Genomic DNA, 12,276 nt, shown 5'->3' with positions numbered 1-12,276 from the left:
CTCCGTCGTCACGCCAGATGCCGCTTCATCTCCGCCCGCGCCTTCAGCTCCGCGCCCTGCTTGCCGACGATCTTCGCGATCCGCTCCGGCGCGAACTTCAGATCGACGAACGCCGGCGCGGTGTTGGCGACTTCGTGGTAGCTGACGATCTTGCCGTCGCGCAGCGTCATGATCGCAACGCCCTCGAACATCGCCCGCGCGCCGTTCGCTTCCGGCAGGGTCGACTTGTAGCTGAAGGTGTAGCGCGCATAGAGCGTGGTGCCGTTGCTGACGGGATCATGCATGTCCCAGCGGAAATCCGTCGCCGTGCGATAAAAGAAGTCGTCGACCATCGCGGCGATCTTGTCGCGGCCCGTAAACGCGCCATAGAACACGTCGTGATAGACGCCGTCCTCGGTGAAGAGATCGGCGAAGGCACGGCCGTTGCGCTGTTCGACGGCGTCGCAGAACGCGCGCAGCATGGCGGTGGTGGTTGTCATTGGCGTTTCTCCTTCCTCTCCTCCGTCATGCCCCGCGAAGGCGGGGCATCCAATACGCCGAGACTTCTCGGCTGAAGCACGACCGTCTCTGGAATACTGGATCGCCCGATCAAGTCGGGCGATGACACCGAGTGCTTAGCGACACTTCACCCGATCTCCGCCACCGCGGCAAGAATGCGCGCGATGTCTTGCGGGCGCGACAGGCGGTGATCGCCGTCCTGGATCATGGTCAGCACGACATCGTCGGCCGGCAGGCGATGCGTCAGCGCAAACGCGTGCTGCCACGGCACGTCGGGATCCTGGGCGCCTTGCAGAATTCGGACGGGGCAGCCGAGATCGATGGCGCTGCCGAGCACGAGATGGTTGCGTCCCTCCTCGATCAGCTTGCGCGTGATCGGATAGGGCGTGCCGTCACCATATTCGGACGGCCGCAGCCAAAACCCCTTGGTCTCGATCTCTTGCTTCACCTCGGGCGAAAAGTTCTTCCACATCAGCTCTTCAGTGAAATCGGGCGCGGGCGCGATCAGCACCAGGCCTGCGAGCGACGCCGTTCCCGAACGCTTCCTGATCTCGCGTGCGAGCAGCAGCGCCATCCAGCCGCCCATGGAGGAACCGATCAGGATCTGCGGACCGGTGCAGAACCGCTCGAACACCGCGACGCTGTCCTCGAGCCAGCTTCCGATGGTTCCGTCGGCGAAATCGCCGCTGGATTCGCCATGGCCGGAATAGTCGAACCGGACCGCGGCGCGGCCATGCTCGCCGGCCCAGCCGTCGAGCGCCGCCGCCTTGCCGCCCTGCATGTCCGACTTGAAGCCGCCGAGCCAGACCAGACCGGGCCCTTGTCCGGCGCGGCTGCGCACCGCGATCCGGCGCATTGACGGACCCTCGCCCAATTCGACAAAGTTGAGCACGGCATCGGGAATTGCTGGGGTCATGGAACGTTTACTCTGGCTGTGGGGTTTGAGCTGTCCGGGCGCATTCCCGCGAAGCAACCCTATATTGGTATCGACCCTTTGGGACGCTTGCGGAACAGGTGCAAGGTGTCTATGTCGAGCACCGTGCCGATGGGCGTGACCAAAATGCCTCGCATTTGAGGGTTTTTCGCTCCCCGCAGGAGCGAGTTGCTTGCCGGCAAACGCATCTTCCTGCAAAGTAGCCGCTTCCTTCCACAACTTTGGAGAACCACCCATTCGCCGTCCCAATAGAGCCCCGCCCGTTGCCAGCAAAGACGGGCCGCGCATCAATGATGATATTCGCAATGCGCAGATCCAGCTGATCGATCAGACGGGTGACAACAAAGGCACCGTCGAGACGATGCTTGCCATCAAGATGGCCCAGGAAGCCGGCATGGATCTGGTCGAGATTTCGCCAAATGTCAGCCCTCCCGTCTGCAAGATCATGGACTACGGGAAGTATAAGTATTCCGCCCAGAAGAAAGCCGCCGAGGCCCGCAAGCGTCAGAAGACCGTCGAGATCAAGGAGATCAAGCTCCGTCCGATGATCGACGATCACGACTATGACGTGAAGATGCGCGCGATGCTGCGGTTCTTCGAAGAGGGCGACAAGGTCAAGATCACCCTGCGCTATCGCGGCCGCGAAATGGCGCACCAGGAGATCGGCACCAAGCTGCTGGACAAGATCAAAACCGATGTCGCCGAGCTCGCCAAGGTCGAGCAGGACGCCCGGTTCGAGGGCCGTCAGGTCGTCATGGTCCTGGCGCCGCGCTGAGCGCAGCTCTTCGGGACTGAAAGTTCAACGGCCCGTCCGGATCTCCGGCGGGCCGTTTTGTTTATTCTAGGTGTAGCCCCGAGCTCCACTGCACCTCTCCCGCTTGCGGGAGAGGTCGTGTCGCGCAGCGACGCGGGTGAGGGCTTTCTCCTCTTGGGGGTTCTCGCCCGCGGAGAAACCCTCTCCCCGACCCTCCCCCGCAGGCGGGGGAGGGAGCGCACCTAGCGCTTGGCGCCTAGACTAAGTCCGCGATGCCTGCCAGGTGCCGCTGCACTGGTCTCCGGAAATGATGCCCCGCCAGGAGCCTGCACCGGCCGCGCCGCCGAGCCGGCCGCCGCCGCTGGCATGCGAAGCACCGACCGAGACCTGGACCGCGACGGCACCGCCACGATTGACCGTGCCGGACACCCGGCCGCCGCCGGCGGACGACACCCGGCTGCCGGTGACGGTGAAGGGGACGCTGTAGCCCGAGCTGCAATTGCCGCGGGTGGTGGCGAAGATGACATTCCAGACCCCGTCATAGCCGCCGATGCGGGCATCGGCCATCGACGGAACGGCGGTGGCAGCAAGCACGGCGAACAGCGCCAGAGTGCGCGGACGGGCGACGACAGACAAAATCGATTGGGAAAAATGGGCCATTTTGGTCCTGCTCCGGACGGGACAGCGTGAACGATGGGGCGGCAACCCCCAATAGTCGGCGGGCAGGTTCTGGCGGTTCATCGTTGCCAATTGGCTCGTCCTCTGTCATAAGGCCGACCTTCATCGCCCGGCTGATTAAGGGCTGCCGTGGCGGTGTTTCGTGCGGGTTTTCGCGCTTGTTCGCAAAAACCTGAGCACAATCAACGCTCTAACGAGCATTTTAGACGGCCAGCCGCCTTCGCAGGCGGCATTCTGTTGTGGCCATAGGAGAGCAAAATGCCCAAGCTGAAGACCAAATCGGGCGCTAAAAAGCGCTTCAAGGTGACTGCCACCGGCAAAGTGATGTTCGCTCATCGCAGCAAGCGTCACGGCATGATCAAGCGGACGAAGAAGCAGATCCGTCAGCTTCGCGGCACCGCTGTGCTGTTCAAGACCGACGGCGACAACGTCAAGAAGTACTTCTTGCCGAACGCCTGATCGCGTCCACGATCATTGCCACCTCTGCCGCGCCTTGCGCGGCAAACCGAAAACCAAGTCATCTCTGAAGGATATTTGTCATGGCTCGCGTCAAACGCGGTGTGACCGCCCACGCCAAGCACAAGAAAGTCTACAAGGCCGCCAAGGGCTTCTACGGCCGCCGCAAGAACACCATCCGCGCCGCCAAGCCGGCCGTGGAGAAGGCCCAGCAGTACGCATTCCGCGACCGCAAGCGCAAGAAGCGCACCTTCCGCGCGCTCTGGATCCAGCGTCTCAACGCTGCCGTTCGTCCGTTCGGCCTGACCTACAGCCGATTTATCGACGGTCTCGCCAAGTCGGGCATCACCGTGGACCGCAAGGTGCTGTCGGATCTCGCGATCCACGAGCCCGCGTCGTTCCAGGCGATCGCCGAGAAGGCCAAAGCCGCGCTCGCCGCCTGAGGCTTGCGCTAGCGGGCTGTCTTGCCCGCAGCCTTCAGCGCGCGTTGCGAGTAACGCTGGGCGACCTCCGCGCAGCAGAATGCCGTGAACGAGAGATACATGGTGCCGGACTTGTTCCGGTACTTGCGGTCGCATACGCGCATCTCGCGTTTGTAGGCCTGTGTCTGCGCGGCACTAAGGCCGGGCTTGAAGTCCGCCTCGCATTTCTTCTCCACGGCGGCACCGAGCGCGACGTCGCCGCTCGCGGTCAGTTCGCAATCCCTGAAGACCTTCATCGCGCTTTCGCAGCTCTTCTGGGCGCTGATGGTGTCGGCGACCTCGTCCAGCGTCATGGATTTGTCCATGCAGACCATGGCGCGCGCCGGGTGGCCTGCGAGCGACAGAACAATGGCCACTGCGGCCAGGCAGCATTTCGAAAGCATCGCAAAGGTCTCCTCGTATCCCCCTTGGTGCCCGGCCCCCGCGCGAGGTTCAACCCAGCTGGTCCTATGCCCGAAATGACCGGCTTTTTGCTTGACGTTACGGCCTTCGGGCGGCGACAACCCAGCCGAATTTGGCAGCAAGGATTTGACTGTGTCCGACCTCGCAACGCTCGAAACTTCCATCCTCGACCAGATCGCCGCCGCCGGCGATGAAGCCGCGCTCGAAGCGGTGCGCGTCGCAGCCCTCGGCAAGAAGGGCTCGATCTCGGCGCTGCTTGCCACGCTCGGCAAGATGTCGCCCGACGAGCGCAAGTCGCGAGGCGCGGCAATCAACCAGGCCAAGGACAAGGTCACCGAAGCGCTCGCCGCACGCCGCGATTTGCTGAAATCCGCGGCGCTCGATGCGCGGCTCGCATCCGAGACCGTCGACGTGACCTTGCCGCTGCGCGATGCGCCCGCTGAAGCCGGCCGCATCCATCCGCTGAGCCAGGTCTGGGACGAGCTGACCACGATCTTCGCCGACATGGGTTTCTCGGTCGCCGAAGGCCCTGACATCGAGACCGACGACTACAACTTCACCAAGCTGAATTTTCCGGAAGGCCATCCGGCGCGCGAGATGCACGACACGTTCTTCTTCCATCCGAAGGAAGACGGCTCGCGCATGCTGTTGCGCACCCACACCTCGCCGGTGCAGGTGCGCACCATGCTCACGCAGAAGCCGCCGATCCGCGTGATCTGCCCGGGCCGCACCTACCGCATCGATTCGGATGCGACCCACACGCCGCAATTCCACCAGGTCGAAGGGCTCGTCATCGACAAGCACTCGCATCTCGGCCACCTCAAATGGATCCTGCACGAGTTCTGCAAGGCGTTCTTCGAGGTCGACCACATCAACATGCGCTTCCGTCCCTCGTTCTTCCCGTTCACCGAGCCGTCGCTGGAAGTCGATATCCAGTGCCGCCGCGACAAGGGCGAGATCCGCTTCGGCGAGGGCGAGGACTGGCTCGAGATTCTCGGCTGCGGCATGGTGCACCCGAACGTGCTGCGCGCCTGCGGCATCGATCCCGACGAGTACCAGGGCTTCGCCTGGGGCATGGGCATCGACCGCATCGCCATGCTGAAATACGGCATCGCCGATCTGCGCCAGCTGTTCGACAGCGACGTCCGCTGGCTCAACCATTACGGCTTCAAGCCGCTCGAAGTCCCGACACTCGCCGGAGGGCTGAGCTCGTGAGGCTCGCTCTCAATGAAGGGCTTGCGAATGCTCTCTCCGTTCCCTCCGCGGAGACAGCCCTCTCCCTCTCCCTACCCCGCAAGCGGGGGAGGGAATGGATAGAGCGAGCGCGCGGCGTTTGTCTCATGGATACTTGTGCTCAGTCCGCCCGACAGGTCGGACTCCCTCCCCCGCTTGCGGGGGAGGGTTGGGGTGAGGGTGTCTCCACAATGGGGTTACCAATGGTCGATCCTGAACATCCGAGCTGGAAAGTACCGGCGAAGCTGCGAGCCAACGCGCGCGCGCTTAGACGCAATTCGACTGATGCCGAGCGTATCCTCTGGTCGGAGCCGCGCGGCAACCGGCTGAATGGCGCGAGCTTCCGCCGCCAAGTGCCGATCGAGCGCTACGTCGCCGATTTCATCTGCCACGCGGCAAAGCTCGTCATCGAACTCGATGGCGGCCAACACTTCTCGGACGATGGCGAGCGCGCCGACGCGCGTCGCTCTGCCGCAATCGAAGCGAAGGGCTTCAAGGTGCTCCGCTTCAGCAATCTTGATGTCATGACCAATCGTGCGGGCGTTCTCGAAACAATCGCGACTACCATCGCGGAGAGAGCCCCCACCCCAGCCCTCCCGCGCAAGCGGGAGAGGGGGCAGACCGTCTCCGTGGAGAAAAAGCAGCCATGAAATTCACCCTCTCCTGGCTGAAGGATCATCTCGACACTGACGAGTCCCTGGAAAAGCTTGCCGACAAGCTCACCATGATCGGGCTCGAGGTCGAGAACATCGAGGACAAGGCGAAGGCGCTGAAGCCTTTCACCATTGCGAAGGTGATTTCGGCCGAGCAGCATCCCAATGCGGATCGCTTACGCGTCTGCATGGTCGACACCGGCGACGGTGGCGCGCCGGTGCAGGTCGTGTGCGGTGCGCCGAATGCGCGCGCCGGGCTCGTCAGCGTGTTCTCGCCGCCCGGTACCTATATTCCCGGCAAGGACATCACGCTCGGTATCGGCACCATCCGCGGCGTCGAGAGCCGCGGCATGCTGTGCTCGGCGGCCGAATTACAGATCTCCAACGACCATGACGGCATCATGGAATTGCCGGCGGATGCGCCGATCGGCGCCGGCTACGCCGAATGGGCAGCCCTCGGCGATCCCGTGATCGAGATCAACCTGACGCCGAACCGGCAGGACTGCACCGGCGTGCACGGCATCGCGCGCGATCTCGCCGCCGCCGACATGGGCAAGTTCAAGGATCCCTCGATCAAGCCGATCAAGGGTGAATTCCCCTGTCCGGTGAAGGTCACGGTCGAGGACGCCGCGCTGTGCCCGGGCTTTGCGTTGCGCCTCGTGCGCGGCGTGAAGAATGGTCCGTCGCCGGAATGGCTGCAGAAGCGGCTGACCGCGATCGGCCTGCGTCCGATCAATGCACTGGTCGACATCACCAACTTCATGACCTACGACCGCGCGCGTCCGCTGCACGTGTTCGACGCCAAGAAGGTGGTGGGCAACCTCGTGGTCCGCCGCGCCCGCAACGGCGAAGCGCTGCTCGCGCTCGACGGCCGCGCCTACAATCTCGATCCTTCGATCTGCGTGATCTCGGACCAGCACGGCGTCGAATCGCTCGCCGGCATCATGGGCGGCGAGGCCTCGGGCTGCGATGAGAACACCAACGACGTGCTGATCGAATCGGCGCTGTGGAACGAGATCAACGTCGCCCAGACCGGCCGCAAGCTCGGCATCAATTCCGATGCGCGCTACCGCTTCGAGCGCGGCGTCGACCCGGCCTTCATGGTACCGGGGCTGGAGCTCGCCACCAAGATGGTGCTGGAGCTGTGCGGCGGCACGCCGTCGGAGAACGTCGTGGTCGGCAAGACCTTCGGCGACGATCGCGTGATCGATTTCCCGCTCACCGAGGTCAAGCGTCTCTCCGGCATCGAGGTGCCGCAGGTCGAGATGAAGCGCATCCTGTCCCATCTCGGCTTCATGATGGCGGGCCCGGGTCCGGTCGTGAAGGTCGCAGTGCCGTCATGGCGCTCCGATGTGCATGGCAAGGCCGACATCGTCGAGGAGGTCGTCCGCATCTACGGCGTCGACAAGGTGCCGATGACGCCGTTCGGGCGCGGCGAGGACGCGCGCAAATCCGTGCTAACGCCGCTGCAGCTTCGCACCCGCCGTGCGCGGCGCGCGCTCGCGAGCCGCGGCATGACCGAAGCCGTGACGTGGTCGTTCATCACCAAGCCTGCGGCACAACTGTTCGGAGGCGGCCAGCGCGAGCTCGAGGTCGCCAACCCGATCGCCGCCGATCTTTCCGACATGCGGCCGAGCCTGCTGCCGGGCCTGGTCGCAGCCGCACAGGCCAATGCCGATCGCGGTTTTGGCGACGTCGTGCTGTTCGAGGTCGGTCAGGTGTTTAGGGGCGATCGCCCGCAGGATCAGTTCATGGCCGCGAGCGGCGTGCGCCGCGGCCTTGCGTCGTCGGACGGATTGGGACGGCACTGGTCGGGCTCGGCGCAGGCCGATGTGTTCGACGCCAAGGCCGACGCGCTCGCGGTGCTGGCAGCCGCCGGTGCGCCGATGCAGGCGCTGCAGATTGTCGCCGGCGGCCCCGCCTGGCTGCATCCGGGCCGCTCCGGCACGATCCAGATTGGCCCGCAGAACGTGCTCGGCACTTTCGGCGAGATGCATCCGCGCGCGCTGGAAGCCCTCGGCGCCGACGGCCCGCTTGTCGTGTTCGAGGTGATCCTCGACCGCATTCCCGAGGCCAAGAGGAAGCCGACCCGCGCCAAGCCGCTGATCGAGCTCTCGGCATTCCAGCCGGTGTCGCGCGACTTCGCCTTCATCGTCGACCGCACCGTCAAGGCCGGCGACATCGTGCGCGCCGCGCAAGGGGTCGACAAGAAGCTGATCACCGGTGTCAACGTGTTCGACGTCTATGAAGGCAAGGGCATCGACGAAGGCAAGAAGTCGATCGGCATCGCGGTGACGATCCAGCCGCGCGAGAAGACGCTGACCGACCAGGAGATCGAGGCGGTTGCCGCGAAGATCGTGGCGGAGGTCACGAAGAAGACCGGCGGCACGTTGAGAGCATGACGCCGAAAAGTGTGAAGCGGTTTTCGGACAACGTCATGCTCAAGAGTCATAGAGCATGACCCTCGCCGACTTCCTTCCCAAGGACGTCAGTCTCACCATCGCGATGGCGCTCTGCGCCATCGCTTTCGTTTCGGGCACCGCGCGCGGCTTCTCCGGCTTCGGCTCCGCGCTGATCTTCATGCCCTTGGCGAGCAGTGTGGCAGCGCCGCGGCTGGTCGCGGCATTACTCCTCGTCATCGATTTTGTTGCTGCCGCGCCGCTGCTGCCCGACGCGTGGCGAAAGGCCGACCGCAAGGCGACCGCCGTGATCGTGCTCGGTGCGCTGGTCGGCGTGCCCGTCGGCACCTATTTCCTCAGCGTGCTCGAGCCCGTCACCACGCGCTGGATCATCTCCTGCTTCGTCGCCGCGCTGCTTCTGCTGTTGCTGTCAGGCTGGCGCTATCGCGGCAAGGACCACGCCTGGCTCTCGGTCGGAATCGGCGGGCTCTCCGGCTTCTGCAGCGGACTGGCGCAGACCGGCGGGCCGCCGATCGTCGGCTACTGGCTCGGCCGCCCCATTGCCCCGATCGTCGCGCGCGCCAACATCGTGCTGTTCTTCGGCGCCTCGGATCTCTTCTCGATGATCAGCTATGCCACCACGGGACTGATCAGCCGCGAGTCGCTCGTGCTGTCGCTGATCGTCGGCCCGGTCTACGCGATCGGCGTCGCCTTCGGCGCATCGTTGTTCGGCCGCGCCAGCGAAACGATCTTCCGCAGGATTTGCTACGGGCTGATCGCGATCGCGGTGATCACCGGGTTGCCGGTGCTGGACGGGGTATTGCGGTAGCTTTCACTGCTGTCGTCCTGGCGAAAGCCAGGACCCATTACCCCGGTCAGCTATTTTGGCGCGAGCCGGTCACCACGAATCTTCGCCAAACCGCTCCCTGGGGTAATGGGTCCTGGATCTGCGCTGCGCTTGTCCAGGACGACAGCGGACCCTACTGCCGCGGCGCGCGACGCTTTCTCGTCGATTGCGTGGGCACCTCGGCGGGCCCGTCCTTCAGCGCGCCGATCTTGCGGAGGGCGGCGTCCGCGGCGCGCTCGCCGCTGTCCCAGGCGCCGTCGACGGTGCCCCAGAGCGTCTCGTGCGTGGCCTCGCCGGCGAGGAACATGTTGCCGATCGGCTCGGTCAAAACTTTTCGCGAGAACTGGCCGCCGGGCGAGGCCGCCGACATCGCGCCCATGACATAGGGCGAGGCGTTCCAGCGCGTCACGGCGGTCTTCTGTATGTTGGCGGCCACTTCGCTGCCGAACAGCTTTGTGATCCACTCCTTCGCGAAGGCCGCCATCGCCTTCTCGCCCTGCTCGGAGAGATCGCGGCCGAATGAACCGCCGACGTCGATCGAACACAGCGAGGAGCCGCCGATATTGGCGAACATCAGCGCGGTGCGCGTCGAGTTGCTCTGCTCGATCAGGATATCGTCACGCGAGAGCCCGAGCGGATTTCCCGGCAACTGCAGCACGATATGATCGTAGCTGCCGAGCGTGAGCTTTGACGCCGCATCGAGCGTGCGCTTCGGGATATCAGGCGCGAACTTGATCGCGCCGCTCGTGAGCACGTTGGTCGAGACCGTGAGGATGGCCGCGCGCGCGGCGATCTTGCCTCCTTGCGTCTCCACGCTGACGTCACGATTGCTCCAGACGATCCGGCTTGCCGGTGTCGCAAGCGCAACCGGCGCCTGCTCGCCGAGCTTGGCGATCAGCGTGCCCAGACCCTGCCGGCAGGCGATCGGGGCGTTGCGATCCTGCGCACGCGCCTTGTCGATCGCCGACAGCTCTTTCAGGTCCTTGCCGGCAAAGCTTGCGCCGAGCACGAACTCGGCGGCGCCCGCCCAATCGCCGAGATCTTTTGGCAGGACCGATGCGCAGGACGTATCGAGCTTGCCGCGCGAGGCCTCATCGATGGAGCGGTTGGCGCGCACCAGCGCCGCCAAAAACTCCTCGGTCTCGCCCGCGCGCGCATTGCGGCGGCCGATGCGCATCTTCTGGCCCGACGGTGCCGGGGAGACATCGAGCCCGGCACTGCGCGCCAGCCGGATCATCGGGTTGGTGTCGGGATTGTGCATCCAGCGCGCGCCACGATCGAACGGCACATCGAAGGTGGTGCTGTCGGTTATGCAGCGCCCGCCGATTTGCGACGCCGCCTCCACCACGACGACCTTGCGATTGGCCGCCATGATGCGCCGCGCTGCAGCGATTCCGGCCGCACCCGCGCCGATCACGACAATGTCAGCTTCGCGCGACAAGGGCGCAGCGGTCGCGCGCAGGACCGGCGCTGCGGCCAAGGCTGCCGACGCCGATAGGAAGCTGCGGCGCGTGATTGTCATGTCATGGTTTCCGGGGACTTGCGGCGAACGGGAACAGCCAGCGAACCTTGCCGTATCTGATGTTGCGCAGCAACCATCATGGTGAATCAATCGTACTTGAAGTCACAGAGCCATGAACTGAATTGCAACAGGTTTGGACCATGGTACAGATTGAAAAAAGATGGCCAGAAAGGCCCGGGGGAGTTCATGGGGACGGTTCTGGATTCAGTCGGCAAGTTGATAGCCGCGTACCTCTCGAAGGAGGTGCCGGGCTACGAGCCGTTCACGCCGAGCGACCCGGAGCACCTGCGCGGCGTCATCGAGCCCGGCGACGTGCTGCTGGTCGAGGGCAACAACCGCATCTCCGGCATCATCAAATATCTGACGCAGTCGACCTGGTCGCACGCCGCGCTCTATGTCGGCCCCGTCGAGGGCGCCGTTGAACCCAACGGCGAGCCGCATGTGCTGATCGAGGCGAATATCGGCGAGGGTGTCACCTCCGCGCCGCTGTCGAAATATTTCCCCTACCACACCCGTGTCTGCCGTCCGGTCGGGCTGTCCTACGAGGACCGCACCACGGTGTGCCGCTATGCGATCAACCGCATCGGCTTCGGTTACGACACCAAGAACATCATCGATCTGATGCGCTTCCTGTTTCCGCTGCCGATCCCGCAGCGCTGGCGGCGGCGCATGATCGCGATCGGGTCGGGCGATCCGACCAAGATCATCTGCTCGGCGCTGATCGCGCAGGCGTTCGACGCGGTGCGCTATCCGATCCTGCCGAAGATCACCAAGGCCGGCAGCCGCGCCGCCCGCCGCGAGATCCTGCACATCCGCGATTCCTCGCTCTACATGCCCCGCGACTTCGACATCTCGCCCTATTTCGAAGTGGTCAAACCCACCATCGTGCACGGCTTCGACTACACAGCCTTGCACTGGGCCGACAAGCAAAAGCCGCTCGAGGAGGTAGCGGGCTCATTCGGTGTGTTTCCAGAAACGCTCCGTGCGCCGCCGCTCGTTCCTGAAGCGGCTGACGAAGAAGCGCCGGCTGAGGCTGAGCAAGTGAGCGCACAGCCTGCGGAGATGGGTGTCGCCTTCTCCGAGCACTTTGTGATGCTGAAAGAGCTCGCGACGTATCGCGCGCGGGGGCCGAGGCAGGAGATGGCGGCTTAATCCGCTGTCGTCCCTGCGAACGCAGGGACCCATACCGCGGAATCTATCGCGTGTCGGCGATAGAAGTACCCAGTCTTCGCCAAACCTCACTCTGGGGTTATGGGTCCCTGCTTTCGCGCTAGTGGATGCACATATCTTTTCGAGCCGAAAAATCGACTCGTAATCAATGACTTGGTCGCTACTCAATGACGAAAATTCGCGAAGGCAGCTTCGCAAGAATTCGCCATTTTGCTGCGTTGATGAGCCAAGTCGTTGATAAGACTCTG

13 protein-coding genes are annotated in these 12,276 nt (G+C 64.2%); 8 read left to right on the top strand and 5 right to left on the bottom strand.

Annotated features, from left to right (window positions below; genetic code table 11):
- Positions 1 to 8: 8 nt before the first annotated feature.
- On the bottom strand, positions 9 to 479 hold the full coding sequence (locus V1280_RS30520) for a nuclear transport factor 2 family protein (protein ID WP_334533051.1): 471 nt from the start codon (positions 477 to 479) through the stop codon (positions 9 to 11).
- 146 nt (positions 480 to 625) lie between these two features.
- Positions 626 to 1,414 carry an alpha/beta hydrolase gene (locus tag V1280_RS30515; protein ID WP_334533048.1) on the bottom strand — a complete coding sequence of 263 codons (789 nt, stop codon included), beginning with the start codon at positions 1,412 to 1,414 and terminating at the stop codon, positions 626 to 628.
- Positions 1,415 to 1,667: 253 nt separating this feature from the next.
- Between V1280_RS30515 and infC the strand changes: the two genes are divergently transcribed.
- Positions 1,668 to 2,207 (top strand): translation initiation factor IF-3, encoded by a 540-nt coding sequence (gene infC / locus V1280_RS30510; RefSeq protein ID WP_084293167.1) that lies wholly within the window; start codon positions 1,668 to 1,670, stop codon positions 2,205 to 2,207.
- Positions 2,208 to 2,447: 240 nt separating this feature from the next.
- Here infC and V1280_RS30505 read toward each other — a convergent pair whose 3' ends face one another.
- Entirely contained in the window at positions 2,448 to 2,846 is a 399-nt protein-coding gene (locus V1280_RS30505; RefSeq protein WP_334533045.1) for a hypothetical protein, read from the bottom strand.
- A gap of 276 nt (positions 2,847 to 3,122) precedes the next feature.
- Between V1280_RS30505 and rpmI the strand changes: the two genes are divergently transcribed.
- Together rpmI and rplT are read left to right on the top strand one after the other, a co-directional pair.
- On the top strand, positions 3,123 to 3,323 hold the full coding sequence (gene rpmI / locus V1280_RS30500; protein ID WP_007598540.1) for a 50S ribosomal protein L35: 201 nt from the start codon (positions 3,123 to 3,125) through the stop codon (positions 3,321 to 3,323).
- An 80-nt stretch (positions 3,324 to 3,403) separates the two neighbouring features.
- Positions 3,404 to 3,763 carry a 50S ribosomal protein L20 gene (gene rplT, locus V1280_RS30495; protein WP_212301949.1) on the top strand — a complete coding sequence of 120 codons (360 nt, stop codon included), beginning with the start codon at positions 3,404 to 3,406 and terminating at the stop codon, positions 3,761 to 3,763.
- Positions 3,764 to 3,771: 8 nt separating this feature from the next.
- On the opposite strand, the gene V1280_RS30490 is transcribed toward rplT, so the two are convergent.
- A complete protein-coding gene (locus tag V1280_RS30490; RefSeq protein ID WP_334533038.1) occupies positions 3,772 to 4,185 on the bottom strand; it encodes a hypothetical protein in 414 nt (137 codons plus the stop codon).
- Positions 4,186 to 4,336: 151 nt separating this feature from the next.
- On the opposite strand from V1280_RS30490, the gene pheS reads away from it, so the two are divergent.
- From pheS to V1280_RS30470, 4 genes are all read left to right on the top strand, one after another.
- Positions 4,337 to 5,419, top strand: a complete 1,083-nt coding sequence (gene pheS, locus V1280_RS30485; protein WP_334533035.1) for a phenylalanine--tRNA ligase subunit alpha — start codon at positions 4,337 to 4,339, stop codon at positions 5,417 to 5,419.
- 221 nt (positions 5,420 to 5,640) lie between these two features.
- Positions 5,641 to 6,087, top strand: coding sequence for an endonuclease domain-containing protein (locus tag V1280_RS30480; protein ID WP_442895255.1), 447 nt, complete (start codon positions 5,641 to 5,643; stop codon positions 6,085 to 6,087).
- Positions 6,084 to 8,492: a phenylalanine--tRNA ligase subunit beta gene (gene pheT / locus V1280_RS30475; protein ID WP_334533029.1), complete on the top strand. Its 2,409-nt coding sequence runs from the start codon at positions 6,084 to 6,086 to the stop codon at positions 8,490 to 8,492. Before V1280_RS30480 ends, pheT begins: the two co-directional genes overlap by 4 nt.
- A 55-nt stretch (positions 8,493 to 8,547) precedes the next feature.
- The gene (locus V1280_RS30470; RefSeq protein ID WP_334533026.1) at positions 8,548 to 9,318 is read left to right on the top strand and encodes a sulfite exporter TauE/SafE family protein; all 771 of its coding nucleotides are present in this window, start codon (positions 8,548 to 8,550) and stop codon (positions 9,316 to 9,318) included.
- 151 nt (positions 9,319 to 9,469) lie between these two features.
- Here the strand turns inward: V1280_RS30470 and V1280_RS30465 are convergent, their stop codons facing one another.
- Positions 9,470 to 10,858 (bottom strand): flavin monoamine oxidase family protein, encoded by a 1,389-nt coding sequence (locus V1280_RS30465; protein ID WP_334533024.1) that lies wholly within the window; start codon positions 10,856 to 10,858, stop codon positions 9,470 to 9,472.
- Between the two features lie 186 nt (positions 10,859 to 11,044).
- Here V1280_RS30465 and V1280_RS30460 point away from each other — a divergent pair, with 186 nt between their 5' ends.
- Complete coding sequence (locus V1280_RS30460; protein ID WP_334533021.1) at positions 11,045 to 12,010, top strand: YiiX/YebB-like N1pC/P60 family cysteine hydrolase; 966 nt, start codon at positions 11,045 to 11,047, stop codon at positions 12,008 to 12,010.
- Positions 12,011 to 12,276: the final 266 nt, after the last annotated feature.

Source organism: Bradyrhizobium sp. AZCC 2230, assembly GCF_036924495.1.
Taxonomy (GTDB): Bacteria; Pseudomonadota; Alphaproteobacteria; order Rhizobiales; family Xanthobacteraceae; genus Bradyrhizobium; species Bradyrhizobium rifense.
This window is presented reverse-complemented; position numbering and strand designations above follow the sequence as displayed.